The sequence below is a fragment of the Acidobacteriota bacterium genome (assembly GCA_018268895.1).
Classification (GTDB): Bacteria; Acidobacteriota; Terriglobia; order Terriglobales; family Acidobacteriaceae; genus Edaphobacter.
This window is the reverse complement of the sequence record JAFDVP010000001.1, coordinates 687765-714308: the sequence shown is the minus strand read 5'-3', so window position 1 is coordinate 714308 and position 26544 is coordinate 687765. Positions and strand designations below refer to the sequence as shown.

The 26544-nt window shown below is 61.0% G+C and carries 23 protein-coding genes; 14 read left to right on the top strand and 9 right to left on the bottom strand.

The genetic code is table 11. The features are described from left to right. Positions 1-83: 83 nt before the first annotated feature. Positions 84-2462 carry a heavy metal translocating P-type ATPase gene (locus tag JSS95_03115; GenBank protein MBS1798794.1) on the bottom strand — a complete coding sequence of 793 codons (2379 nt, stop codon included), beginning with the start codon at positions 2460-2462 and terminating at the stop codon, positions 84-86. A 421-nt stretch (positions 2463-2883) separates the two neighbouring features. Between JSS95_03115 and JSS95_03110 the strand changes: the two genes are divergently transcribed. From JSS95_03110 to JSS95_03095, 4 genes are all read left to right on the top strand, one after another. After that, on the top strand, positions 2884-4437 hold the full coding sequence (locus tag JSS95_03110) for an FAD-binding oxidoreductase (protein ID MBS1798793.1): 1554 nt from the start codon (positions 2884-2886) through the stop codon (positions 4435-4437). A 118-nt stretch (positions 4438-4555) separates the two neighbouring features. Continuing rightward, positions 4556-5548, top strand: a complete 993-nt coding sequence (locus JSS95_03105; GenBank protein MBS1798792.1) for a hypothetical protein — start codon at positions 4556-4558, stop codon at positions 5546-5548. A 47-nt stretch (positions 5549-5595) separates the two neighbouring features. Continuing rightward, complete coding sequence (locus JSS95_03100) at positions 5596-9273, top strand: TonB-dependent receptor (protein MBS1798791.1); 3678 nt, start codon at positions 5596-5598, stop codon at positions 9271-9273. Between the two features lie 219 nt (positions 9274-9492). Next, the gene (locus tag JSS95_03095) at positions 9493-9891 is read left to right on the top strand and encodes a chemotaxis protein CheX (GenBank protein ID MBS1798790.1); all 399 of its coding nucleotides are present in this window, start codon (positions 9493-9495) and stop codon (positions 9889-9891) included. 349 nt (positions 9892-10240) lie between these two features. Here JSS95_03095 and JSS95_03090 read toward each other — a convergent pair whose 3' ends face one another. Continuing rightward, positions 10241-11977 carry a CCA tRNA nucleotidyltransferase gene (locus JSS95_03090; GenBank protein MBS1798789.1) on the bottom strand — a complete coding sequence of 579 codons (1737 nt, stop codon included), beginning with the start codon at positions 11975-11977 and terminating at the stop codon, positions 10241-10243. Positions 11978-12184: 207 nt separating this feature from the next. On the opposite strand from JSS95_03090, the gene JSS95_03085 reads away from it, so the two are divergent. From JSS95_03085 to JSS95_03065, 5 genes are all read left to right on the top strand, one after another. Then, the gene (locus JSS95_03085) at positions 12185-12793 is read left to right on the top strand and encodes a hypothetical protein (protein MBS1798788.1); all 609 of its coding nucleotides are present in this window, start codon (positions 12185-12187) and stop codon (positions 12791-12793) included. Between the two features lie 21 nt (positions 12794-12814). Continuing rightward, positions 12815-13822: a UDP-3-O-(3-hydroxymyristoyl)glucosamine N-acyltransferase gene (gene lpxD / locus JSS95_03080; protein ID MBS1798787.1), complete on the top strand. Its 1008-nt coding sequence runs from the start codon at positions 12815-12817 to the stop codon at positions 13820-13822. Positions 13823-13872: 50 nt separating this feature from the next. Continuing rightward, a complete protein-coding gene (locus JSS95_03075; GenBank protein ID MBS1798786.1) occupies positions 13873-14679 on the top strand; it encodes a response regulator in 807 nt (268 codons plus the stop codon). 117 nt (positions 14680-14796) lie between these two features. Further along, the gene (locus tag JSS95_03070) at positions 14797-15144 is read left to right on the top strand and encodes a hypothetical protein (GenBank protein ID MBS1798785.1); all 348 of its coding nucleotides are present in this window, start codon (positions 14797-14799) and stop codon (positions 15142-15144) included. A gap of 249 nt (positions 15145-15393) precedes the next feature. Continuing rightward, positions 15394-16395 (top strand): aldo/keto reductase, encoded by a 1002-nt coding sequence (locus JSS95_03065; GenBank protein MBS1798784.1) that lies wholly within the window; start codon positions 15394-15396, stop codon positions 16393-16395. Between the two features lie 94 nt (positions 16396-16489). Here JSS95_03065 and JSS95_03060 read toward each other — a convergent pair whose 3' ends face one another. Continuing rightward, on the bottom strand, positions 16490-16654 hold the full coding sequence (locus tag JSS95_03060; protein ID MBS1798783.1) for a hypothetical protein: 165 nt from the start codon (positions 16652-16654) through the stop codon (positions 16490-16492). Between the two features lie 119 nt (positions 16655-16773). On the opposite strand from JSS95_03060, the gene tmk reads away from it, so the two are divergent. After that, positions 16774-17445: a dTMP kinase gene (tmk, locus tag JSS95_03055; GenBank protein ID MBS1798782.1), complete on the top strand. Its 672-nt coding sequence runs from the start codon at positions 16774-16776 to the stop codon at positions 17443-17445. A 15-nt stretch (positions 17446-17460) separates the two neighbouring features. Here the strand turns inward: tmk and JSS95_03050 are convergent, their stop codons facing one another. The 4 genes from JSS95_03050 to JSS95_03035 all read right to left on the bottom strand — a co-directional run bounded on the left by JSS95_03050 (position 17461) and on the right by JSS95_03035 (position 19634). Beyond that, positions 17461-18045 (bottom strand): hypothetical protein, encoded by a 585-nt coding sequence (locus tag JSS95_03050; GenBank protein MBS1798781.1) that lies wholly within the window; start codon positions 18043-18045, stop codon positions 17461-17463. Positions 18046-18127: 82 nt separating this feature from the next. Continuing rightward, complete coding sequence (locus tag JSS95_03045; GenBank protein MBS1798780.1) at positions 18128-18754, bottom strand: YbhB/YbcL family Raf kinase inhibitor-like protein; 627 nt, start codon at positions 18752-18754, stop codon at positions 18128-18130. Positions 18755-18790: 36 nt separating this feature from the next. After that, positions 18791-19186 (bottom strand): RNA-binding S4 domain-containing protein, encoded by a 396-nt coding sequence (locus tag JSS95_03040; protein MBS1798779.1) that lies wholly within the window; start codon positions 19184-19186, stop codon positions 18791-18793. A gap of 124 nt (positions 19187-19310) precedes the next feature. After that, entirely contained in the window at positions 19311-19634 is a 324-nt protein-coding gene (locus tag JSS95_03035; protein MBS1798778.1) for a hypothetical protein, read from the bottom strand. Between the two features lie 270 nt (positions 19635-19904). Here JSS95_03035 and JSS95_03030 point away from each other — a divergent pair, with 270 nt between their 5' ends. Next, positions 19905-21056: a DNA polymerase III subunit delta' gene (locus JSS95_03030; protein ID MBS1798777.1), complete on the top strand. Its 1152-nt coding sequence runs from the start codon at positions 19905-19907 to the stop codon at positions 21054-21056. Here JSS95_03030 and JSS95_03025 read toward each other — a convergent pair whose 3' ends face one another. Then, a complete protein-coding gene (locus JSS95_03025; GenBank protein MBS1798776.1) occupies positions 21057-22100 on the bottom strand; it encodes a threonylcarbamoyl-AMP synthase in 1044 nt (347 codons plus the stop codon). A gap of 48 nt (positions 22101-22148) precedes the next feature. Between JSS95_03025 and JSS95_03020 the strand changes: the two genes are divergently transcribed. From JSS95_03020 to JSS95_03010, 3 genes are all read left to right on the top strand, one after another. Beyond that, entirely contained in the window at positions 22149-22766 is a 618-nt protein-coding gene (locus JSS95_03020) for a class IV adenylate cyclase (protein MBS1798775.1), read from the top strand. A gap of 412 nt (positions 22767-23178) precedes the next feature. Next, on the top strand, positions 23179-23370 hold the full coding sequence (locus JSS95_03015) for a TonB family protein (GenBank protein ID MBS1798774.1): 192 nt from the start codon (positions 23179-23181) through the stop codon (positions 23368-23370). Between the two features lie 75 nt (positions 23371-23445). Continuing rightward, complete coding sequence (locus JSS95_03010; GenBank protein ID MBS1798773.1) at positions 23446-25155, top strand: methyl-accepting chemotaxis protein; 1710 nt, start codon at positions 23446-23448, stop codon at positions 25153-25155. A gap of 84 nt (positions 25156-25239) precedes the next feature. On the opposite strand, the gene JSS95_03005 is transcribed toward JSS95_03010, so the two are convergent. Next, entirely contained in the window at positions 25240-26211 is a 972-nt protein-coding gene (locus JSS95_03005; protein ID MBS1798772.1) for a TonB family protein, read from the bottom strand. Positions 26212-26544: the final 333 nt, after the last annotated feature.

Genomic DNA, 26544 nt, shown 5'->3' with positions numbered 1-26544 from the left:
TACAAATTGCTTGTGTTGCGCTCTTCGCTTTTGTTTTTATTTCGTACTTAATACCAGCACTTCATCGCTAACTTTGACCATCATCAAAGCTTCACCGTCCTCAGTCGAAGCGCATTTGCAATCACGGAAACCGAGCTGAAGCTCATTGCCGCCGCCGCTACCATCGGGCTCAGAAGCCACCCAAACAGCGGATACAGTACTCCGGCAGCCAACGGAACTCCAGCCGCGTTATAGACAAAGGCGAAGAACAGGTTCTGCCGAATGTTCTTCATCGTCCTCTCACTCAGCGAGCGGGCCCGTATAAGTCCGCGCAGATCGCCGCTTACAAGAGTGATGCCCCCGGCCGCCATGGCAACGTCCGTTCCCGTTCCCATGGCAATCCCCACCTGCGCCGCCGCCAGCGCAGGTGCGTCGTTAATTCCGTCCCCCACCATGGCAACGCTCCTTCCCGCTTTTTGTAGCCGCCTGACGACCTCCACTTTGCCTGCGGGTGAGACCTCCGCCTCAAACTCGATCCCCAGCTTCTCCGCCACGGCGGCCGCAGTGGTGCGGTTGTCTCCTGTCACCATGACGATCTTCATCCCGCCCCGCTTCAGCTCGTCCACTACCTGTTTCGACGACGCCTTGATCGGATCGGAAACCGCAATCGCTCCTGCATACCGCCCATCGATCGCAGCCAGCATCACCGTCTTTCCTTCCCGGCGCAACGCCTCTGCCTGCTCGGTCGCGGCTCCGGCAACGACTCCTTCATCGCGCAACAATGTGCCGTTGCCAACTGCAACACGGCGTCCGCCAACAACGCCCGCGACGCCCCTCCCTGTCACCGACGTAAACCCGTTCACCTCTTCAAGAGCAACTCCGCCTTCCACTGCGCGATGAACAATTGCCGCCGCAAGCGGATGTTCGCTTACCTTCTCCAGGCTTGCAATTGTCTTCAGCAGTTCATCCTCACTGAAACCTTCCGCGGCAATCATCTCCGCCACTTGCGGCTTGCCTTCCGTCAGGGTGCCTGTCTTGTCCAGAATCAGCGTGTCGACCTTCTCCAGCGTCTCCAGCGCTTCAGCGCTTCGAACCAGAACGCCTTCATGCGCTCCACGCCCTGTCGCAACCATGATCGACATCGGCGTCGCCAGCCCCAGTGCGCACGGACACGCAATCATCAGCACGGCCACCGCAATCACCAACGCATGCGCCAGACGCGGCTCCGGCCCCCACACCGCCCACACAACAGCCGCAACCACTGCCACCGCAAGCACCGCGGGAACAAAGTATCCCGCCACCTTGTCCGCCAGCCGTTGGATCGGAGCGCGCGATCTCTGCGCCTCGCTCACCATCTTCACAATCTGAGCCAGCAGCGTATCGGCCCCTACTCGTTCTGCGCGAATCGCCAGCGTGCCATTGCCGTTGATCGTGCCGCCGACCGCCCGCTCTCCCTCGCTCTTCTCCACCGGGACCGGCTCTCCGGTCACCATCGACTCGTCTACCGAGCTTCGCCCCTCAAGCACCACGCCATCCACCGGCACCTTCTCCCCTGGCCGGACTCGCAGGCGATCTCCCACAGCAATCTCGCTCAAAGGAACATCTCTCTCCGTGCCATCGCTCTCAATCCGCCGCGCCGTCTTGGGGGCCAGCCCCAGCAGCGCGCGAATCGCGCCTCCCGTCTTGTCCCTGGCCTTCAGCTCCAGCACCTGGCCTAGCAGTACAAGCGCCGTAATCACAGCAGCGGCCTCGAAGTACAACCCCAACGCGCCGTTCTCACGAAACGAATCCGGAAACACCCCGGGAACAATCACCGCAACCGCGCTGTACAGATAGGCCGCACCTGTTCCCAGTGCGATCAGCGTGAACATATTCAGGCTGCGGTTCACCACCGAGACCCGCCCCCGCTCAAAGAACGGCCAACCACACCACAGCACGACCGGCGTCGCCAGCAGCATCTCCACCCACCCCAGCCAACGGCTGTGAATCCAACCTGCGAATGGGGCTCCCGGCAACATCTCCATCACCATGACGGCGATCAGGGGAACCGTCAGTCCCGCGGCAACCCACAATCTGCGTGTAAATTCTTCCAGCTCCGGATTGCTCCCCTCCTCGCCAGTGATCTCCAGCGGCTCAAGAGCCATGCCGCACTTGGGGCAGCTTCCCGGACCGTCCTTAACAATCTCTGGGTGCATCGGGCACGTATATTTGCCCGCGCCAGCCGGGGAGGACATATCAGCCCGCGCCGCGCGACCGCCGCCGCGACTGCCACAGCATCCCCCTTCTACAGACTGCGCTCCACCAATCGCAACCAGACCTCCAGATGTCGGGTTGGGCCTGCTTCCGTCATATCGCGCAGGTTCGTTCTCGAACTTCCGCCTGCATCCTTCGGAGCAGAAATACCACTGTTTGTCACCGTGCTCGAATACCCACTTCGCCGATGCAACGGCAACCTGCATCCCACATACCGGATCTTTTGCCATCTCACCCATTCCAATCAGCCTCCCACCCGCAAAGACGCTTACGCCACAATCTCATTACACCTTCTCTCAAATCACCCATGAAGCCGCCCAGCATTGTCAGTTATCTCGGGCATGCCAAACCTGCGACTTCAAAAGCCAAATAGCATGGGACACTCCGTAGGCCATTTGACCTAGCTAACCCATGACCCTTCAGACAGTTGACATCTATAACTCCGCTGTAATCAAATCGAAACACTCTGTACACAGACACTAGGAAGTCCGCAGAACCGATGCAGGACTCCATCAACAGTTTTTGCGATCGTCGATACCGGGTTGAACCTTCGAGTTATACCCCTGTCAATGCCTTTCATGGCATCCATCCGGTCAAAATCGGCAGGGTTTCGTTGCACGTGTATCACAGTCAAAGCTGTCAAGGAAGAACATGTCGATCACCGTCTCGCGTCAGGATCCTCGTTACCTCACTCTCCGGAAGGGCAATAACCTTCGCTGGCCGTCAACCGACGCCGACGGCCCGGCAAACATCGTTGTATGCCAGAACGCTGACGACCTTGCCGATGCGCTCCAGAAGACTGTCAAAGCAGGCCTGCGCCCCACTATTCGCTCCGGCGGCCATTGTTATGAAGACTTCGTGGCCAACAACCCCGGCGGAGTCATTCTCGACGTCAGCCTGCTGAACGGCTTTGACGCCACCGGAAGCGGGCACACCTATAAACTCGGTACCGGCATGCGCCTGGGCGACGCCTATACGGAGCTATATAAGCAGTACGGTGTAACGCTTCCAGGAGGCTCCTGCTACGGAGTAGCTGCCGGGGGACACATCTCCGGCGGTGGCTACGGCGTTCTCAGCCGGCTTCATGGGCTCACCGTCGACTGGCTCACCGCCGTCGATATCCTCACCGTGGACGCCTCCGGAAACGTCGTAAAACGCCGCGTCGATGCCACTCACGATCCCGACCTCTTCCGCGCCTGCCGCGGTGCCGGAGGCAACAACTTCGGCGTCATTACGTCGTATTACTTCGACAAGATGCCCGTCGCTCCCCGCGAGGTCATGAATGTCAGCATGGGCTTCCCCTGGGAGGACATGACTCCAGAGCGCTTCGAGGCCATACTCACCACCTTTAGCCACTACTTCGAGGCACGCGGAAAAGATCCTGACACCTGGGGTATGTTCACCGCGCTTGGACTCTCCCATCGCTCCTCAGGCCGCATCGGAATCTCCGTACAGTTCTGCAATCCCGACGGAACATGCGACGACCTTGGCCCGCTGAACGAGTTCGTCGATCTCTTTCAGCCCTGCAAGCCCGTCGTCACCAAGAGCGAACCCATGGAAACCCGCCACACCCCGGATGCCGGTAAGAGCGAGATCGTCAGAAAGCCCGATGGCACTCCAGTCCCCTGCTCCGTCGGTCCCCATATGATGAACAAGCAGTCCTGGTTCGATGCCACGGTTCGCGGCGGTGTTGGCGGAGGCGCCCGGGCAAAGTACAAGTCCTGCTATATGAAGCGCGCCTTCACTCCCGACGAGGCGAAACTCATCTACAAACATCTCAACCGGACCATCCCCGGCGCCCAGGTCAGCGGCATCCTTGCCGTCGACTCCTACGGCGGCGCCGTCAACAAACCCGAACTGGCGGCATCTACCTCGGTTCCCCAGCGGGCCTCCATCCTCAAGCTCCAGCTCCAGAGCTACTGGCGCAAGCCCGAGGACGACGCCGCGCACCTGCAATGGATGCGCGACTTCTACAGCGACCTCTATTCAGGCCCCGATGTCGATGCAAAACACAAGGGAACCCCCTACTGGAACGACCATTACGAGGGCTGCTATATCAATTATCCCGACGCCGACATGCTGGCCTACGACTTCTGGCCCCAGCTTTATTATGGCGAAGGCGAACTTTACCCCTTCCTTCAGGGGGTTAAAAAGCGTTACGATTCCAACAATATCTTTCACCACTCGATGTCCATTCGGCCCTAGGCCGTTTTGGCCTGCACTTTTTTGCAGGTCATGGTTCCGTTTTTGGAGTACAGCCTTTGCGGAGAGTCTCTTGGTTAGAGTTCTGAATCGCCGGTTGTCCATACATCTACACAGCGGCATGCTCTCCGCCGCCCTGCTGCTTGCTCCCTTTGCAGCGGTGGCGGCTCCGTCTCTCTGCGCGGACGTCCCCCACTCCGACCACCCCAAGGCGCTTCTCTCCAACGGCACCCTCGACGCCCTGGTCTTCCTTCCCGATACCGTAAACGGTTACTACCGCTCCTCCCGCTTCGACTGGTCGGGCGTCGTCGGCTGCGTCTCGCTCAACGGCCACCGCTTCTTCGGCGAGTGGTTCTCGAAGTACGACCCCATGATCCACGACGCCATCACCGGCCCGGTCGAGGAGTTCCGCTCCGAAGACGGCGCTCTGGGGTATAGCGAGGCGAAGCCCGGTGAGCTCTTCGTCAAGCCCGGCGTCGGCGTCCTCCGCCGCATCGACGACACGCCATACAAGTTCGGCACCGTGTATCCCATCGTCGACAACGGTAAGTGGACCACCAGCGTCAAGAAACACTCCGTCACCTTTACCCATAAGCTCACTGGCCCGCGCGGCTACGCCTACGTCTACCAGAAGACGCTGAGCATCGACGGCCCCGTGATGACGCTCGATCATTCGCTCAGGAACACCGGCACCCGCGCGATCACCACCGCCGTCTACGACCACGATTTCTTCGTCTTCGACGGAAAGCCCACGTCCGCGGGCTATCAGATTCGCTTCCCCTTCAAGCCTGAGCCCGAGACTCCGCTGGGGGACGCCGTAGAGATTGCAACAAACAACATCACCTATAAGGAGGACCTACAGCCCGGGCAATCCGTAGCCGGATACCTCAAAGGCTATTCCAGCAACGTTAGCGACTACCATTTCACGGTCGAAGACACGAAAACAAAGGTTGGGATCGAGCAGAGCTCCGATTCACCGATCTCGCGCTTCTTTCTGTGGTCGGTTCACACCACAGTCTCCCCGGAAGCCTACATCAACCTCGATGTGCCGCCGGGAAAGACAGGCCACTGGAAGATCAACTACAGATTCTTTGCTCCATCAAACCAGCCGTAAAGAGAAGTCACACTTCACCGCGTCACCAAGCATTTTAGGAGACACAGATGCAAAAATATCTCAAACACACATTCCTCCCGCTGGTCCTGCTACTGGTTTGTAGCCTGGCCGCCGGGGCGCAGACGATCACAGGCGGAGTTACCGGTATCGTCACCGACGCGTCCGGCGCTGTCGTGCCGAACGCCAAGGTCACCGCGACCAACGTCGACACCGGCGTTCAAACCGCGACGACCTCCAACAACGAAGGCGTCTACAACCTCCGCTTCCTCCAGATCGGTAAGTACAAGGTCGCTGTCGATGCAGCCGGCTTCGCAACCAGCACCGTCGGACCGTTCGTCCTCGATACGGGCCAGACCGTAAAATTCGACGCCAAGCTCAACCTTGCAGGCACAGAATCGAAGGTCTCTGTTGAGTCCGAACTCGTTCCTCTGATCAATACCGAGAGCCCTGTGCTCTCCACGACACTCGACACCCGCGCCATCGAGAACATGCCCCTGGTCAGCCGCAACATTGTTGCGCTCACCATGTTCCTCCCCGGCGCAGTCAGCACCAATCCAAACGGATTCGTGAGCCAGATGTCGATCTCTGGCCCGGTAAGCACACAACAATCCGTCTCTGTAAACGGCAATCGTCAGCAGACGAACCAATACTTGCTCGACGGTATGAACATCAACCAGACCCTCGACGATACCGCCGGCTACAGCCCCAGCCCCGACGCCATCGGCCAGGTTCAGGTCATCAGCGCCAATGCCCCTGCCGAATACGGCAACGTTCTCGGCGGTGACATTCTGTACCAGACCAAGAGCGGCACCAACCAGTTCCATGGCAGTGCCTTCTTCTTTCTCGGCAACCAACGCCTCAACGCCAACACCTGGGCCAACAAGCACGTCACCAATGGTGTTGCTGCAAACTTTACCCCGCGCGCTCCTTTCACTCGCAGCCAGTTCGGAGCTACCTTCGGCGGCCCGGTCTTCCATGACAAGCTCTTCTTCTTCGCCGACTACCAAGGTGGACGCTATCACTCGGGCGGTGTGGGTACAGCAACCGTGCTCACCGACGCTCAGCGAGCCGGCGATTTCTCAGAACTCCTTGATCCCAAATTCATGTGTTCCAATGACGGCGGCCTTTCGTCGTATGTCATAATCAACGGCTACCATTGCGCCAGTTATGGCCGCCTGGTTCAACTCTATGATGCAACCAGCGCAGGCTCTCCGGGCTACGTCAATAACAAGATCACGATTACCAATCCTGCAATTCTCTACCTCTTACAGCATCCCGAAATATATCCCCGCGCCAACCACGCACCCAACCCGAACTCGCCAGCGTCCGGCAACTACTCTGGTCCCACCAAGCAGCGCAACTACGGAGACCAGTTCGACGTAAAGCTCGACTACAAGCTCTCCGACAAGGACTCGGTCTCCGGTCGCTTCTCATGGGCCAACCAGGGAGCGTCCACGCAGAACGTCCTTCCTACCAGCTTTGCCGCTGCTCCCACCTTCCCCGTCCGCGGTTTGGCCATCAATGAGGTTCACACCTTCAACTCATCCATGGTCAATGAGTTCCGCGCCGGCTACACTCGTATCGTGTCCAACGCCGCCGTCCTGCTCGATCCCACCGGCGTCTTCGGCACCAACGGCAATAAGGTGCTCGGCATCGGGGCCAACAATCCCTATGCGCAGGCCTTTGCCGGGTTCAGCGGCCTCTCCCTTCAGGCCCTTGCCACGGGTTCCATTACCGCCGGCCTCGGTACCGAGTACACCAATCTCGGCAATATCAACACCGGAACCAACTTCACCCTCAACTCTTTCCTCTATGGCGATAACTTCACCTGGCTTAAGAACCGCCATACCCTCAAGGCCGGAGTTCAGTTCTTCCGCCAGCAGCAGAATAACTTCTACCCTGGTAACGATGGCTCACTCGGTGCCTACTTCTTCACCGGTAAAGGAACTACCAACCCCAACGGCGGCACAGTCCCCACAAACGTGCAGTGGGTTGGCACGGGTACTCAGCCAGCTCAGCAGTACAGCACCGGCTATGCTGCTGCAGACCTAGTGATGGATCGCGTCAGTTCCAAGGCTATCGGCGGTGTCTCCGGTCCGGTTGGCATGCGTCAGTGGCGTAACGCATTCTTCGTCCAGGACGACTGGAAGGTCTTGCCCACTCTCACCGTCAATCTCGGCGTTCGCTACGAGTACGCGCAGCCGATCTACGAAGTCAACGGCAAGATGTCCACCGTTGATCCTAACAACCCCTCGGTCATCATCATCGACCGTGACAATACCTCTGCGTGCGCCGCAGCGGGCGTCGCTTGCGTAACGGCAAAATCCGCCGGATACGGCCGCGGTCTGGTGGACCCCTACCATGCCAGCTTTATGCCGCGTCTCGGTTTTGCATGGAACGCCGTTCCAAAATTCGTGGTTCGCGGCGGCTACGGTCTCCAGAACTTCATGGAAGGCACTGGCGCCAACCTCCGCATGACCACCAACTATCCCTTCCAGTCCGCGTTTGAGGCGAACGGCACTATAGCTACCAGTACCACGCCGGGCAACTTCTTCAAGGTCGAGGATGGCATGGGATCCGGCACTACGCTCTCCAATGTATTCAACGTCTGGAACAAGCACTTCAAACCGGAGTTCATCTCCATCTACAACCTTACCCTGGAGTACCAGGTCACCAACACTGCCTCAGTCCAGGTTGGCTACGTCGGCGAGTCGGGCCAACACCTGGTCACCGCCAACTGGCGCAACCAGCTGCGTAACACCTGCGTCATCAATGGCGTCATTCAAAACCCGGCAACCATCAAGAACGCTTCGAACTCGCCATGCCTTACTCAGGCCCCGGCTCCGTTCGCCAAAACGCCTGGCATCGACTACAACGGCAATGTCCGTTATACCGACTCCAACGCGATGATGAACTACAACGCCATGCAAGCCAGCTTCCGCCAGCGTGCATGGCACGGCCTGCAGTACACCGCCAACTACACCTGGAGCCACGCCTTTACCAACAGCACAGGCTTCTATGGTGTACCCAGCATCACCGCAGCCTCGGCTTACTGGCAGAACGTCTACGACGGGAGCACAGAGTACGGTTCGACAGGCCAAGACGTGCGCAACGCCATCAACTGGAACCTCGTCTACGACCTGCCGCTTGGGCGGAAACGGATGTTTGGCGGCAACATGCCAGCCTTCCTCGACGAGATTGTCGGTGGTTGGAAGATTGGCCTGACTGGCATCCACTACTCGGGCTTCCCGGTCAATATCGCAGCATCCAACAACACGCGTACCAACGGCAACTCGGAGCGCTCGAATAACTATCGTCCGCTGAAGATTGTCAACCGCACCATCGACCAGTGGTGGGGTAACGACGCCTCGGCTACTCCCTGTGGAACAGTCAAGGATAGCTTCGGAAACCAGGTCGTGAATAGCACGGTGCCAAATATCGCTAACTGCGCCTTTGGTCAGCCCGCAGACGGCGCCTTCGGTACCACACGTCCCTCAGCTTTGCGTGGGCCCGGCTACCAGAACTACGGAGCCTCGGTCACCAAGGACTTCACCATATGGCACGAGCATCAGATCAACTTCCGGGCTGATGCCGATAACGTCACTAACCACGCATCCTGGGGTAACCCATCCTCCAACGTAAGCACGCCCTCGACCTGGGGTCAGATCACCTCTGTCCGCTCCGGTCCGCGTCAGCTCCAGTTGTCGGTCAAGTACCACTTCTAACCCTTACAACCCTGGCCCGGTCTCCTTGCGGAGGCCGGGCCTTTTCTTTCTCCTCATCCCTTCCCTGCTCCTGCCGATAGAGCAAGCAAGACCACCTGCGCAGGAGATGACCCAACCAACATGGCCCCGACGATCGACGCACCGGAGCAGACCTCCTTACTCGCCGAAATCACCGACACCGCCCTCCTCGACCAGTCCGTCGACGAGGTCTTCGCCCTCATGCTCGGCTCCGCTGTCACCGTGTCCGAGTCGGCCGTAGCCCCCACCAACATCCCCATCACGCTCACCGCTGTCGTCGGCCTGGCCGGCGCGCTCAGCGGGGGCTACAGCATCGTCGTCAACGAGGCGACCGCCAGGCAGATCGCCGCAACCATGCTCGGCATCGAGATCGCCGAGCTCAACGGCGACGTCTACGACGCGCTGGGTGAGATCGCCAACATCCTCGCCGGGGCCTGGAAGTCGAAGGTTCCCGTGCTGCACGCCGCCTGCCTGCTCTCTGTCCCCACCGTCGTCACCGGGACGCACTACGATATCCACCGCAAGACCACCGCATTCCGCATGGCGCGCAGCTACTGGTTCCAGGACTCCCCCCTCACCATCAACATCTACGGCGAGTAGCCATAGGACCTCTGCAACACTCCTGTCAGAGGTGTCATTCCTAGCGAAGGCATGAGCGAGTCGCAGACGAGTCGGATACGCGTAGTCGAGGAACCCCGCATTTTGTCTCCGCTCCCACACAGCCCGTTAGAGCATTTTTCACGGACATGTAGTCCGAGGGCCAAAGACCCTACATAAACCAGCCTGGGCCAAAGTCCCAGGTAAGCGATGCCAATCAAGGTATCGAGCGCTGAAAACGCGACATAAAATCCACGCCGAATGAACCACGCCTGAAGGAAAATCGCTCTGAAACCAGAATGACCGAGCCGGCAAATGCCAACTCGGTCATTCTGCAATCTGAGAAGCCCGACTACCGCTTCTTCTTCGGAGCAGCCTTCTTCGCCACCGCTTTCTTTGCAGGGGCCTTCTTCGCCGCCACCGGCTTCTTCGCTACAGCCTTCTTCGCCGGCGCCTTCTTTGCAGTAGCCCTAGGAGCAGCCTTCTTCGCCGCGGCCTTGGCTGACTTATGCGCCGCTGCCTTCTTCGCCACCGGCTTGGCCACAGCTTTCTTAACCGGAGCAGCCTTCTTCACTGCAACTGGAGCAGCTTTCTTCGCAGGAACAGCCGCAACCTTCTTCAGCTCCTCCTTCTTCACCTTCGAAGAAACGGGAGATGCCTTCTTCGTCTCCTGAGCTGCTGTCCCTTCCACGGACACCGCCACCTGGTCCTGCCCTTCTTCCGACGCCGCGGCTGCGGCCTTCTTCCGGTTCTTGGGCGGCTTCGCGTCCTTGCGGGTCGCCCGCGCGCGGCGCAGATGCACCGGCGGAGGAGGAGCGGGTGGCGAATACGGCTCGAGGAACGCCTTCATCTCCTCGACGGTTCCCAGCCTGTTGTCCATCAGCTCAAAGAACAGCTTATCCAGCAGTTCGTCATACCCCGCAACCTCGGGAGTAATGCGCATCTCCTGCATCTGCGCATACGGAATCTTCTGGCGCGCCTGCGGCCACTCTGTGTAGAACGCCTTCAGCTTGTTCTGCACTCCGGCTGTCTTCACATGGTGGGCAGCCCACAGAACGGCCTCGGGCCGGGCCGAATGCAGCAGCTTCCAGGCCTTCGACGGCTGAGCCGCCTCCTTGCCCGCAAGCTGCGCCGCGAACGCCTTGCCCTCCGCCTCCAGGCCATTGATGTCGTCCACAAACCCCTGACGCACAAAGCTCTTTTTAAGCGCGGCAACATCCTTCGGGGCCATCTTCGCCGTCAGAAGAGGAAAGATTGCCGCCGAAGTCTCCGCGTGGATTCCCTGCATATGCAGTTGCGTCTGGACGTCCCGCAGCTTCTCCAGCTCATTCACATTCGCCTTGTTCGAGGCCACCGCCGGGTTCAGGTGCTTCACCCACCCCTCGGCCTCAAGCCGCCTGATCACCCGCAGAGGCTCTTCCTCCAGAAAGAGCTCCTCCGTCTCATACCCACGTTGCGAGGCAGGCATAGCGGCAATGTAGTTCTCTTCTTTTCCTGTCTCGTACCGCGACCGGGTACGCTCGTCCATCTGCCAGCCCAGCCGGGCCATAAATCGCACTGCGCGGATCATCCGCACAGGATCCTCGATAAACCCGTAAGGGTTCACCAGGCGCAGTTCGCGGTTTTCAATGTCCGCAACGCCGTTCAGCGGATCCATCAGCAGGCCATACGACCCCTGGTTCAACGAAAGGGCCATCGCATTGGCCGTAAAGTCCCTTTGCCGCAGATCTTCGAGGATGTTTGCCGGCTTGTAGACCGGCTTGCCCGGCTTCGGATAGGTGACCGACTGTGTCGAGCCAACGCTTAACCGCACCGACCCGGGAAAGCGGACAAAGAACGATTGCGTCGCGTCCGACTCTCCGGATACTTTTCCACCCGCCTTCTCTATATCTTTCTTTAACTTGAGAGCGTTTCCCTGAACCACTACATCCAGATCGCGCACTGGCGAGCCACTCGTCAAATCTCTGACCGCCCCACCTACGAGAAAGCTTGTAAATCCTTTTGTGCGAGCTACTTCACGTACTTTCTCCAAAGCTGCCTGCTGTGCTTTGGAAAGTCGGTTTTCAAGAAGATAGATGTAATCGGCCATATGTGTTGGTAGTCGCTCCAAGCCGGTCTTAAGCGGTTCTCCCGATGCCAGGCCCGGCATAAGCCAAGAAATATCAACCGCTTAGAAAAGTCTCGCTATTTGAGACACAAAAGCTGACTCTAACATAGAGTTGGCTAATTGACTACTCGGGACGCAGCTTTTGCCTGTTGTCCTCACTGCGCCATGCGACAATCCGCCAGTAGACCCATGTCCTCGGCGCACAAAAAAGTCATCGTCCGGCGCTCCCTCGGAGATACCCTGCCCGGCTATCTTCCGCTGTCGAAGTTCGTCCGCAGCCAGTCCCCGGCAAAACCCGGCGACAAGACCCCGGAGCGGGTTGTGGACCTGCTCGACCTCTCCGGCCACATCCTCCCCCTGCCGCTGGAGGACATCAAATACATCTGTTACGTCCGCGACTTCAACCTTAGCGACGCGGTAAATCCCGAACGCCTCACCCGCAAGACCTTTCTCGCTCGCCCTCGTACCGAAGGCCTCTGGCTGCGGCTCGCCTTCCGCGCCCCCGGCGGCAACAAGTCCGGCACCTCTACGGAAGCTGACATCTTTGAAGGACTCGCCCCCATCGATCTCTCCCTCGCCGACGACATCCTCGACGACGCAGGACTCTTCCTCATCCCGCCCGACATCCGCTCCAACACCCAGCGCATCTACATCCCGCGCACCTCCATCTCCGACCTCCAGCTCATCGCCGTCATCACTACGCCGTCACGCAAAAAGCCTTTGCCGCCCTCCTCCTCCATTCCCTCCCTGCAGGAAGATCTCTTCCAAAACCTTCCGCCCAACGCCCGACCGAATTGAAGCAGGCCTTATCATTCCTCCATGAACCTCGAAGCCTTGGCCCAGCGCCTTGGAGCCGCCCTCCAGGGCGACCCCTCCGCCGACATCACCGGAGTCGCCTCCATCGAGACCGCCGGCCCCGGCGAGATCACCTTCGTCGCCAACCCCAAGTACGCTTCTCTCGCGCGCACCACGCGCGCCTCCGCCGTCCTTGTCGAGCCTGACTTCCCCGAGATCCCCGCCGCCACGCTGCGTATCAGGAACCCCTACCTCGCCTTCGCCCGCGCCATTGAGCTCTTTTATCAGGCACCCGCATACGCCCCCGGCATCCACCCCACCGCAGTCATCGCGCCGACCGCGAAGATCGGGGCCAACGCTCATATTGGCCCTTACGTTGTGGTTGGGGATAACGCTGTCATCGGCGACAATGCCGTCCTGCTCCCTCACGTCGTCATCTACCCCAGCGTCCGCGCCGGCGACAACCTCTTCGCCCACGCCCACGCCGTCGTCCGCGAGTTCTGCCAGCTCGGCGACAACGTCGTCCTCCAGAACGGTGCCATCATCGGGGCCGACGGCTTCGGCTTCGCCAAACAGGCCGACGGAAGCTGGTACAAGATCCTCCAGTCCGGCCCAGCCGTCCTCGAGGACTCCGTCGAGGTCCAGGCCAACGCCTGCGTCGACCGCGCCTCCATCGGCGAAACCCGCATCCACGCCGGGGCCAAGATCGACAACCTCGTTCAGGTCGGCCACGGCTCTACCGTCGGCAAAGACACCCTGCTCTGCGCCCAGGTCGGCCTCGCCGGATCCACCACCATTGGCAGATCCGTCATCCTCGCCGGGCAGGTCGGCGTCGCCGGCCACTGCACCGTGGGTGACGGAGCCATCGCCACGGCGCAGAGCGGCATCCCCGGCGACGTCGAGCCCGGCAAGATCGTCAGCGGTTACCCCGCTATCGATAACCGCCAGTGGCTGCGGTCTGTCGCCCTGGTCAACCGTCTGCCGGAGTTACTCCGCAGCCTGAAGTCCTCCTCCAAAATTAATGAAAAATAAGCCATCTGCGGGTTGACGATTCTGCAATCTGTTGCATCCTATGGCTAGCCATGGTTGAGCCGCCCGAACTGAGTGGAGGTGTGTCCCATAACGGAGGGAATGTTCGTGTCCTGCTGCTGGACGACGAACCTGCCAATCTCCATCTTCGATCGGCTATCCTCCGGCAGCACGGCTACCACTGCATCCCAGCCTCAACCATCGACGAAGCGATGGAAGCCTTCAACACCATCGACATTGCCGTGCTCGACTACCACCTGGGCTCCGGACAGTTCGGCACCGAGGTCGCGACGCACCTGCGCCGCCGCCGCCCGCATGTGCCCATCATCATCCTCTCCGCCACGCTCGAGCGGCACTTCGGTGGCGCCGAGGACATGCACCTGCTCAAGGGCTACAGCTCGGTCGAAGACCTGCTCTCGGCCCTCAGTTCGCTCGAGGCCAAGCGCCGCGGCGTGCCTGTCGTCGTCGACGCACGCGACTTCTTCTACTCGCGCATCTCCATGGCCATCGGCTCCGACGTGCTGGTGCAGATCTTCGACGACCGCGGCGTCTGGATGTACTGCAATGACGCTGCCGCCGACTATCTCGGTCAGGCGCGCGACTGGTTCCCCGGCCGCTGCGTCTTTGACGAGATGCCTACGCTGATGCGCGACTGGCGCGAGGTCCTCAAAACCGTCTCCCTTACCCGCGAGACTTACATTGACCGTACGCGCCGTGGCCTGCTCGCGTTGCCAAAGTCCGGCGAACTCAACATCACATGGAGCGTCCTCGCCTTCCCCATCACCCTCCACGACAACCGCTCCGGAGTCGTCCTCACCGCCCGCATCCTCGAACGCACTCCACCGCCTCTCTATGCCTGAACCGTGCCTCGTCGTAGCTGCTTTCACGCATCTTGGCATTCGGCAGCGAAGCGGAGCGGATCTGCTTTACTTCTTCTTCCAGCCGTATCTGCACCCACCTGATACCCTTAAACCCGTATGCGTCTCTTCCATGCTTTAGCATTGCTGCCTGCGCTCTGTCTCACCGGCTGCCGCTCTCCCTATGTTGCGACCACCGTCTCCAATCGCACGGCAGAGCCAATCCGCCTTATCGAGGTGGACTACCCCAGCGCCAGCTTCGGAACGCAGTCCCTCGCGCCGGGTGCCGACTTTCACTATCGCTTCAAGGTGCTCGGCGAAGGCAAGATGAAGCTCATCTACACCGACTCCGCTCATAAGGAACAGGACTCCGAAGGCCCGTTCCTCAAAGAGGGCGCCCAGGGTCCCGTCAACATCACCATCGCCCCCGACGGAGTGCACTGGGAGAACAGCACGACCGGCCGATAAAACTTGTTTGTCATCGTGAGCGGAGCGCAGCGCAGTCGAAGGGCCTGCATCCGCATCTTTCCGGCGACAATTTACAGAAAATGAAAGAGTACAGGTCCTTCGGCTACGGGTTCGCAAAAAAGCGAACCACTCCGCTCAGGATGACAAGTTGTGTGTGCGCAGTCGAGGGATCCTCGCATTTTGCCGATGCCACCGTTCTTTCCACGAAAGGGAGAACCCTCAATGCCGCCGACATCATCTAACTGCTACATGAGTATAAAAAAGATCAAGTTAGGTTCACAGGGCGCGGTCGTCTCGCAGATGGGACTCGGCTGCATGGGTATGAGCGAGTTTTACGGTCCGCGTAACGACGAGGAGTCCGCAGCGACCCTCCTCCGTGCGCTCGACCTCGGCATCACCTTCCTCGACACCGCCGACACCTATGGCATCGGCGACAACGAAGAGCTCATCGGCAAGACCATCAAGTCTCGCCGCGACGAGGTCTTCCTCGCCACCAAGTTCGCCAACATCCGCAAGAAGGACGACCCCACCTACTGGGTCATCAGCGGCAAGCCCGAGTACGTCAAGCAGGCATGCGATGCCTCGCTCCAGCGTCTCGGCGTCGACCACATCGACCTCTACTACCAGCACCGCGTCGATCCCGAGACGCCCATCGAAGACACCATCGGAGCCATGGCCGACCTCGTCAAGGCCGGCAAAGTGAAGTACCTCGGTCTCTCCGAGGCCTTACCTGCAACCATCCGCCGCGCCCACAAGGTGCACCCCATCACAGCTCTCCAGACCGAGTACTCCCTGTGGACGCGCGACGTCGAAGGCGAGATCCTGCCCACCGTGCGTGAACTTGGCATCGGCTTCGTCCCCTACTCACCGCTTGGGCGCGGCTTCCTCACAGGGGCCATCAAGAGCAAGTCCGACCTCGGCGCCGGAGACTTCCGCGCCGAGCGCTACCCGCGATTCGCCGGCGAGAACTTCGACAAGAACCAGGTCCTCGTCGACCGGGTCACAGCCATCGCCAATCGTCGCGGCGTCAAACCCGGCCAGCTCGCACTCGCCTGGGTCCTCGCCAAGGGAGACGACATGGCTCCAATCCCCGGTACCAAGCGCCGGAAATACCTCGAAGAGAACGCAGCCGCCGCCGGCATTAAGCTCTCAGCAGCCGAAGTCGCCGAACTCGAGGCTGCTGTTCCTCAGGGCGAGATCGCAGGCGACCGCTACAACGAAGTCCAGATGGAACGCATTCGACGCTCCTGAACGAACTGCCTTCAACCCAAAAGGCCGCTCCCCGCGCCACCATGGGAGCGGCCTTTTTGTCTGCATTTCGATTACACCCTCAGCGCGCCGGGCCTTACCGCGTGTGCCCGCTTGCATGACGATGCGCCAGCTCACTTCTCAGCGCGTCGCTTACAGCGCTGGAACGAGTTTGGCCGTCGGGGTATTTCTTCGATGTATAGGCAACGATGCAGATTGCAGTCAATATGACTCCAACCACGATGAAAACAGCGACGAGCATACTTCCTCCTCACTCCGCTTTTTTCGCGGAGCAGAAGACGGCAATGCGGTTCGGCTGTCGCCGTCCAACTGCTCTACTTCGTTAGACGCCTTCTGACGCCCCTGCGATAAGCTGAACTCATGTCTCACGGCTATTTCATTACTTTTGAGGGGCCTGACGGCTCCGGCAAGACCACCCAGCTCCGCCGCCTCACCGCCTGGCTCGAATCCCAGGGCCACAAGGTCGTCACCCTCCGCCAGCCCGGCGGCACGGCACTCGGCGACCGCATACGGGCCATCCTGCTCGATTCACGTTCCGAGGCCACCATTGGCCCCATCGCTCCGCTGGCCGAGATGGCGCTCATGTTCGCCGATCGCGCCCAGGCCATCCACGAGATCATCCTGCCTGCGCTCGAAGCCGGGGCCGTCGTCCTGTGCGACCGCTACACCGACTCCTCCGAGGCCTATCAGGGTGCGGGACGCCAGCTCGGCAGCGAGCGCATCTTAGCCATGCACCGCGCCGTCTGCGACAACCTGCAGCCCGACCTCACCATCCTTCTTCTTCCTTCGCTTGAGTCTTCCCTCGAACGCGCCCGCCGCCGCAACCGGCGCACTACCCAGCAGAAAGGCACCGACGAGAACCGCTTCGAGCGCGAGGACGACGGCTTCTACCGCCGCATCCACCAGGCCTACGAGGCCATCGCCGCACGAGAACCCCAGCGCGTCGCAGCAATCCGCGACGATGCGGGCATCGATCAGATCGAAGCGCGCATCCGCGAGATCGTCGCCGCGCGCATCTCTGCAACCGTCTGAATGATCGGATCCTGATTATCGAATTCTGAAGACCAGCCCCGCGCTCACCTGGATCAGGTTCGACGACGGAAACGACGTCGCCGTGCTGCCCACCGTCGCGCTCGATATCGTCGTCAGCGAGCCATAGCCAATCTCAAAAGCCCTGACGTCGATCACGCGGCTCAGCTTGTAGTCCGCGCCCACGAAGACGCCATACGTTGCCCTGCTCGTCTTCACGGTGCTGTGCGGGGCGCGAGTCGTTCCCACGCCGCCCGAAAGCTGCGCATAAGGACGCCACTTCGGCGACCACGACGTCGCCACCACGCGCGCGCCGATCAGAAAGTTGTTCAATCGCGCGTTGTCCGCGCCCATGATGGTGTCGCGGATGTCGATGCCCGCGTCATACTTCTCCCCATGCCAGCGGTCGTAGTATCCGCCCATGTTCGCGCCCCAGAACATGCGCGAGGTCGACCCGTCGCCGAGAAACGCGAACACTCCGTGGTCGGCCTGCGAGTTACTCACCCGCGTCCCCACAGGATTGACATAAAGTCCGACCTGCGCCTGAGAGAGAGTTGGGGCCATGAAGAGGGCTGACAGAACAAGCGAGAACAACAGTTTCATTTACTGAATCCTTGGGTCTTGAGAGGCTTCGTTGCGTTTGGCCTTTAAGTGTATCCGTTCATCGCCTCTTCAGTCGAAGAGCCTACCTCACACTCGGGTTCAGCGAATACGTTCCTGTCAGACTCGCCGTCGCCAGCACATGGCCTTCAAGAGCCTCCAGCACCTTCTCGCCCGTCAGCTCACCGTCAACCTCCAGCCGCTCCACACCCAGCGCATACAGCGTAAAGACGTAGTGGTGCACGATCGAGTCGTTCCATGGAGGACAGGGGCCGTCGTATCCAAAGTAGTCGCCCTCCATCACCGGATCGCTCGCAAACCATCCCGTATAGCTATTCACTCCATGCCGCATCCCGCCCGGCGCGGCAGGCCCGCGCTTGCCATGCGGAGTCACTCCGTCGCTCTGACTTCCCGCCGCAATCTCCCGCGCGCTCGAAGGGACATCCAGCAGCAGCCAGTGATAGAAGTCCACTCGCGGCAACGAAGCCGGAACCTCCCGGCCCTCCTTGTTCACATCGTCGCCACGGCTCGGCACGTCGGGATCAACCACTACCAGCGCAAACGACTCCGTCCCCGCGGGAACATCCGACCACGCAAGCTGCGGATTCCGGTTCGCGCTCAACGCAACATGGTTCGCCGCATCGGGAACGGCAAACGCAAACTCTCCCGGGATGGCAGTTCCGTCCTTGAAACTACTGCTGATCAACCGCATGAAATATCTCCTCGCTTACAAGAATGCCTCATTGTTTTACCGTCCTCGCAGCCGCGTCATCACCCTGCGATCTCTCTTCGTAGGCCGTCCCGACTCCCACGTGCTCTCATACACAGGAATCGCCTTCTTCGCCTCAACCACGGCCGCGCGCGCAGCCTTGCTCTCGTCTGTTTCGCGATACAGCGTTTGCGCCACCGAGGCAGGCCCACGCACTTCGCTCAGACCCAGCACCTCAACCTGAAACTCGCCGCCATCGTTCTTCACGCGAAGCATGTCCCCCACATGAACATCGCGCGCAGCCTTCGCCGGCTGCCATGTCATCTCGCCCCTCTTCCAGTCGGTCCGGCCCAGTTCACACGCCTTCGCCGCCAGCACCCGCGTCTTGAAAAAACGTGCCGCCCACAGCCACTTGTCCATACGCACAGAGGTCATCGCTTCATTCTCGTACAGAAGTGCCCTCTTCAGCTTGTCATCCTGACCGAAGCAAAGCGAAGTCGAAGGACCTGCATTATTTGCAGGGAGCAAAAGCAAACTGTCCAGAGGTTTGGCCGGTGCTCTACAGCCCGCGATGAATCGAATACAGCGGCAGCACCACGACCGTCTTGCCGCGCCAGTATCCGAGCACGCCACGCTCGATCATCCGCCGCTCGGTCTCGCGGTTCATCTCAAAGCCATGCTCTTCGATAAAACGGTTCGCGGCAGTCTGCGTCGCGAAGGTGATGAAATCATCGGGGTGCCGGGAGACGTCGTCGCGCAGGCTCTCGTAAGCCTGCCCGCTGTCGTCTGCGTCATCCAACTGCAGCACGGTCTTTGTAGCCGTGCGCCACACCGTGCTGATCGTAGCGTTCGCGCCAACGGTGCTCACCAACATAAGAGCCATGGGCAAACCGATCTGGGGCCGGAGGAACCGCATCTCCTCCATACTGCGAAATCACCCCGTTTTCCACCATCCCCCAAAGGCGTCAGGACAAGTGCTTACTCCTCCTGTGCTGTCACTTCGCCTGAAGCGTCAGGATGGGCTGCGAAGTTGGTAACGGACAGCTTGTTCTCCTTCCCATCCTCGCGACGTTCATTCCGCTGCCCCTCTGGTTAAAACCCGGCCCCCGGAGCATCCACTCTCGTCCTCTAAAATAGACCTGAGGGGTGGAGAATGAGCGACACACAACCGGAACGTAGCAGCCCTGCCACCTTCAACGACTTCCTCGGCAACTCGGCCGCCGTCGAGCACCTCCGGACCTCGATCGCGCACGGCCGCCTGCCCCACTCGCTCATCCTCGCCGGTCCCGCCGGGGCCGGAAAATACACCCTCGCGCTAATGCTGGCCATGGCGGTCGAGTGCGAGCGCCAGCCCCGCGACCTCTGGTCCAACGGACAGACGCTCGCCAGCTTCTGCGGCGTCTGCAAAAACTGCACCCGCATCGCCACCGCCTTCAACCTCGACGAGGAGGTCGACAAGGCCGTCGCCGCTCGCGAAGACCTCCGCGAAACGGACAAAAAGGACACGCGCGTCCTCATCCAGCCGCACCCGGACGTGCTCATCGTGCCGCCCGACCCGCCGCAGCTGCTCATCAAGCTCGGCCAGGTGCGCTCCATCATCCATAGCGCCAACTACCTGCCCGCCGAGGCCCCGCGCAAGATCTTCATCATCACGGCCTCCAGCTTCATGAAGGAGGCCGCGAACTCCCTGCTCAAGGTGCTTGAGGAGCCGCCCGCAACCGTCCACATCATCCTGCTCGCCGAGAACCCGGGCGAACTTCTACCCACCATCCGCTCCCGCTGCGCCCTCGTCCGCCTCGGAGCTCTTCCCGTCGAAGAGATCGAGATGCTCCTCGCCGACCGGCGCCACAACGTTCCACCAAAGCAGCGCACTCTCATCGCCCGCCTCGCCCAGGGAGCCGCGGGCAAGGCGCTCTCCTTCGACCTCGCCGCTTACACAGCCGCGCGCGCCGATGCCTTGCTCCTTCTCCGGCAGGCCGTGGCCGAGCCCGACCATACCGCACTCTTCAAGATGACCGAGACCTATCGCGCCGGGGCAGAAGGCCAGCAAAAAACCGTCGGCCTCCTCCGCACCCTCTCGCTCCTGCTCGAAGACCTGCTTCTACTGCAATCCGGAACGCCGGAGTTAGTCCGCAACACCGACATCCGCGCCGACCTCGAAAAGATGGCGCAGTCCGTCACCTTCCAATGGATCGAACAGACCACCCGCGCTCTCGACCAGGTCTGGAGCGGAATGCGCCGCAACCTCCTGCGCTCCCTCTCGCTCGACGCCTTCGCGGGCCAGCTCGCAACCTCGGCGCGCTGACTATTTCTCCCGCGCAGCCTTGCGCAGCCGGTCGCGGATCGCCTCGCCGATACCATCCATCTCCGGCACCGGACAGACGATCACCTTCGCGCCGCGCTCGTCCAGTTCGCGCAGTCCAGCAAACAAACGCCGCGCCAGAGTATCGCCGTCGCCCCACGCACCCCAGCGGTACACAAGCGGCGCACCGGGGCTCTCCCAGCCATCGGGTAGCATTACGCCGATCTCGCCCGGAGAGTCCTTCAACTGATCGATCTCTCCGATGAGACATAACGGCGCTGCAACCTTCTTCCGCGACGGCTCAAAGACCAGCACCAGCCGCGCGCGCGGAGCATAGTGCCTGATGCCAACGCCCGGCGACGGCAGGCTCTCCGGCGCGTTCGCCCTCTCAACCGGACGAAACACCGAGACCGAACCAGCGCCAAGAACGCGCTCCAGCTCCGACAGAGAGACACCGCCCGGCCGATACACCACCCAGCCAGGGCCGTCTTCCGAAGGTCCGATCACCGTCGACTCCACCCCGACAAGAGTAGACCCTCCGTCGAGCACGGCGTCGATCCTGCCATCGAGGTCTTCGAGCACATGTGCCGCCGCCGTCGGACTCGTCCTGCCAAAGCGGTTCGCGCTCGGCGCCGCCAGCGGAGTTCCCGCCTCACGAATCAGCGCCAGCGCCAACTCATGCCGCGGCATTCTCACTCCCACGAGCGAACGTCCCGCAGTGACCGAATCCGGGACAGCCGACGTCTTCGGGAGCAGCAGCGTGAGCGGCCCCGGCCAGAACGCGGTCATCAGCTTCTCCGCCGCTGGCATAACCCGGGCCACTCGTGCAACCATCTCGCGGTCGCTGACGTGGGCGATCACGGGATCCCAGCCGGGCCGCTCCTTGGCGCGGAAGATCTTCGCAACTGCCACAGGATCAAGCGCATTCGCCCCGAGGCCGTAGACGGTTTCCGTAGGAAATGCCACCGTGCCGCCCTCGCGCAGAATCTGGGCCGCGCGCGCTACGCCCGCCATCCCTTCCAGACGCTCTGTTTTTCCTTCGGACATACCTCAATCCTATCGTCTGCGGCTGCCATACCGCCGTATACTCCAGCCATGCAGAACCGAGAGATCGAACTGAAGTTTCCCGTCTCCGATCCGGCCGCGCTCCAAAGCCTCCTGCCTGAACTCGGCTTTCATCTCGACACTCCGCGCACCTTCGAGCAGAACACGCTCTACGACACACCGGCCCGCGATTTGCGCGCGCACACGGAGATTCTGCGCATCCGGCAGTACGGCCCTGTCTGGACGGTCACTCACAAGCGCACCGCTCGCCCGGGCGACATCATCGAGTCTTCACGCTACAAGGTGCGCATTGAGACCGAGACCGCCGTCGCCGACGGCCCCGCCCTCGGCCATATCTTCGAGAGCCTCGGCTACAGGCCTGCCTTTACCTATGAGAAGTACCGCACCGAATGGTCCGTCGTCGATGCAGCGACAAACTCGACACCGCACCTGGTCATCGATGAGACGCCGATTGGCACTTACGCCGAGCTTGAAGGCCCTACGGAGTGGATCGATCGTACGCTCGCCGAGCTGAAGATCGACACCGCGACCTGCCTGACTGATAGCTATGGCAAGCTGTTCCTGGACTGGAAGCAGCGGACGGGCAGCGCGGTCGAGAACCTTACCTTCGCCGAAATCGCGGCGCACGACCTTGTAGCCGCCCACTGAATGTGAAATTTCAAAAGGTTGTGTTCATGGCCAACCAACCGGGTGCCCCATCTTCGCGACGGCTTCATCGTCGCTAAGGTGGGTTATCGCGCGAAGTGCGATCCGCCTTTTCTTTTTGACTCCGGAGAGTGCGGTGGCGGTCGTCCCACCTTAGCCGCTACGCAGCGAAGATGGGCACTCAGTTTCGTAGACAAACAACCTCATGAAACTCCGCACCTAAAGCCAAATCCACAGTTGCCGATACATCCTCTGAAACCTTTGGAGGACTACCTTGGCAACGATTCGCCGCTTACCCGCTCATCTACTTGTTCTATTTGCCCTGGCTATAGGGGCCGGGCTCGCCCACGCTGCCGGCACGCACCGCGCCTGCCTTACCAAAGTCCCGCCCGTCTACCCCGAGCTTGCCCGCCGGATGCATGTCAGCGGCACCGTCGTTGTCCATGCGACGGTTCAGCCGGATGGCTCCGTCTCCGACGCCAAGGTCGAGTCCGGCCACGCTCTTCTCAGTCCGGCAGCAACTGAAGCCGTTCGCCGCTGGCGTTTTGAGCCCGGTCCCGATACCACCGATCAGACGGTCGATGTGAACTTCAGCGAACCTCATTGATTCACGGATCGATGGCCTGACCGCCCGGCAATCCTGCACCTGCCTCCAACAAAACTTTCAGCGACGGGAAGACCCATGAAACTTGAAACGAAACTCAGCCTTGCTACAGGCGCCCTTATCTTTGCCATGCTGCTCAGCGCGTTTACCGCGACGATGCGCATCCAGGAAGCCAACCGGCTTGCCGCCAGCGCAACCACGCAGCACATCCCCATCAACGCCGTGACCCGCGACCTGCGGATCAGGATGGTCTACAGCATCCATGCGCTTGAGTCTTACATGCTCTTCGGCGTCGATCCGGCCACGGCAGCCAACTTCCGCCGCGCCCGGCAGGAGTATCTGGCGCAGGCCGATGAGTCGATGGCCAGGCTCCGCCAGTACAACGAGCAGTACGCCCTTGGCTACGACGCCACGCGAATCCGCGAGATCGAGACCGGCTTTGCCAACCTGAAGGCGCTCGAAGACAAGATCGAACAGCTCAACGAATCGAAGACTCCGCAGGGGACCACGCAGGCCTACGACACCTTCCAGAACCAGATTCTTCCCCTGGGCAAGTCGTTCTTCAACCTGACCGGCGACCTCGGCGAGTCGCAGATGTCGCAGGCCAACCTTGAGATCGCGCAACTGAAGCACGCCAACACATCCACCCTCTGGACCCTGTGGATCGCAACCATCCTTGGCGCTCTCGTCGGCGGAATCATCTCGTTCCTGCTCTCGCGCCGCATCACCCGCTCGATCGACCAGGTCGCAAAGCGCGCCGACGCCATCGCCGAGGGCGACCTGACCGGCAACAGGCTCGACCATCTCTTCGGTTCCGACGAGATCGGCACACTGGCGCAGGCCATGCAGAAGATGCAGTCGAACCTCGGCTCCATCATCGGCACCGTCGTCGACACGGCCGGTTCGCTGACGGGCAGCGCGGTCTCGATGCGCTCCTCCTCCGACCAGATTCACAAGCGCATCGACCAGCAGAGCCAGCAGACGCAGCAGGCGGCGACCGCCATGCAGGAGATGTCGGCCTCCATCGCCGAGGTCTCGCGTCACACGCAGTCGGCCGCCGAGACCGCGCGCAGCGCCGCGCAGACGGCGCGCGATGGCGGCGACATCGTCAAGCAGGTGCTCGGGGCGATGCACTCCATCGCCACGGCCGTCAGCGAGACCTCGTCGACCGTCGGGCTGCTGGGTGAAGACTCCAAACGCATCTCGCAGATCGTCACCACCATCGACGAGATCGCCCGCAAGACCAATCTGCTGGCGCTGAACGCCGCCATCGAGGCGGCACGCGCCGGCGACCACGGACGGGGCTTCGCCGTCGTCGCCGGTGAGGTGCGCCGCCTGGCCGAAAGCACAGCGCAGGCGACCGGCGAAATCGCCACCATGATCCAGGAGATCCAGGACCGCACCCGCGTCGCCATCTCCAGCATGGAGAGCGGCACCGGCACGGTCGAGCAGGGCGTGGTCACCACCAACCAGGCCGGCGAGGCGCTCGAGCGCATCATCGGTATGGCCGAGCGCGTCGACAAGATGATCGCCCAGATCGCGATCGCCGCCTCGCAGCAGGCCGCGGCCGCCGACCAGTCCTCGGCAAGCCTCGACTCCATCCACACGCTCAGCCACGACAACCTGATGGAGATGGCAACCACGGCCTCGGGCATCGAGACGCTGCGCACCACGGCAGTCACACTCGAAGAGCAGGTCGACCGCTTCCGTCTGCAATCGGACAGCGGCATGAAACTCACCCGCTCTGTTCCAACACCACACCTGACTGCGACCCCGCGAGCTGCGTAACACCAACCACCGCGTTAAAAGCGAAGGGCCTGCCAACCAGCAGGCCCTTCGCTTTCTACTCCCTATTCCCTAAGCTCCCTGCCTTTAGAAGATCTGGAAGTTGACCTCGACGTTTAGCTCTACAAGGACAGGCTTTCCATTCTCCATCGCAGGCTTGAAGCGGTACTGACGCACAGCTTCGACGGCCTTCTCGTCGAGCCCCATGCCCACACCGCGAATCACGCGAACATGGCTGGGGTTGCCGTTGGTGTCGACCCAGAGGTTCACCAGCACGTTGCCCGCGACCTTCGCCTTGCGCGCCTCTTCGGAGAACTCCGGCTCAACCGAGAAAATCAGTTGCGGCGCGGAGACGCCTCCACCGATACGCCTCGGTCCGCCGCCTGTATTGCCGCCCGAGCCCGGCCCGATGCCGGAGCCGTTGCCCGAGCCAAGTCCCGTGCCCGAGCCGTTGCCCATCGACATGCCCACCAGCGGCGAGTTGGCCACGCCGATCTGCGGAATGCTCGAGGCCATGTGGACGTCCTTCTGCACTTCAACAGTCGGCTCGATCTTGATCTTCGGGTCCTGCAGCGGAGGCGCCTTGGGAGGAACGATCTGCGTCTCGGCAAACTTAGGCGGAGTTCCCTTGGTCACGGGGGTCGGCCCGCGCTGACCGCCGCCGCCTCCCATCGCGTTCGCCTTCATCGGCGCAATCGGGGGAACGTTCACCTCGGTCACCAGCGTCGTCTTGGCGGGAGCCGCAAAGGGAATCTTCTTGTGCAGCAGCCAGGCGAAGAGCAGAAAGAGCAGAGCGTAAATGGCAATCGAGGAAGCCGTCGCCCTGGGGTCCTGCCTCGTCTTCATCAGGTCCGGGACGGCGATTGGCTTCGACTCAAGGACAAGGGGCGGGAGTTTTTGCGGGAAGAAGACATCGCGGATGTTGCTCAGCAACGAGGTGAAGACACCTTCTTCTTCGACGATAAGATCATTGTCCGCGGGCCGGGATTCGAGCTTGAGAGGCGCCTGCTTGACCGGGTTGAAGACGTCACCCAGATTCGAGATCAGCGAGGCCCACATCGAGCCTTCGGTCTCTTCGTTCAGCTTCGGAGCATCGACCGCTGGACGTAGATCGGGGCCGTCGCTCGTACGTTTATCTTCTTCAGTTGGTGTCAGCCAGGTGTTCGCCATTATGCCGCTTTGCCTCGACGGTGGTTTGTCTTCATCCGACCGCCTGTTTCCTCGAGAATCGGGCGTCTCTATTCATTCTCCGGTCTACGCCGGTTCTCTCCATCGGTGCCGCACCTAAGGCAAATCTGGCTCCAGAAACATTCTACAAATATTAGCGCAGCCCTGCCCAGAACATTGGACGCATCCTATCGAAGGAAGGTCACGCGAATGTCATGGCTCTAT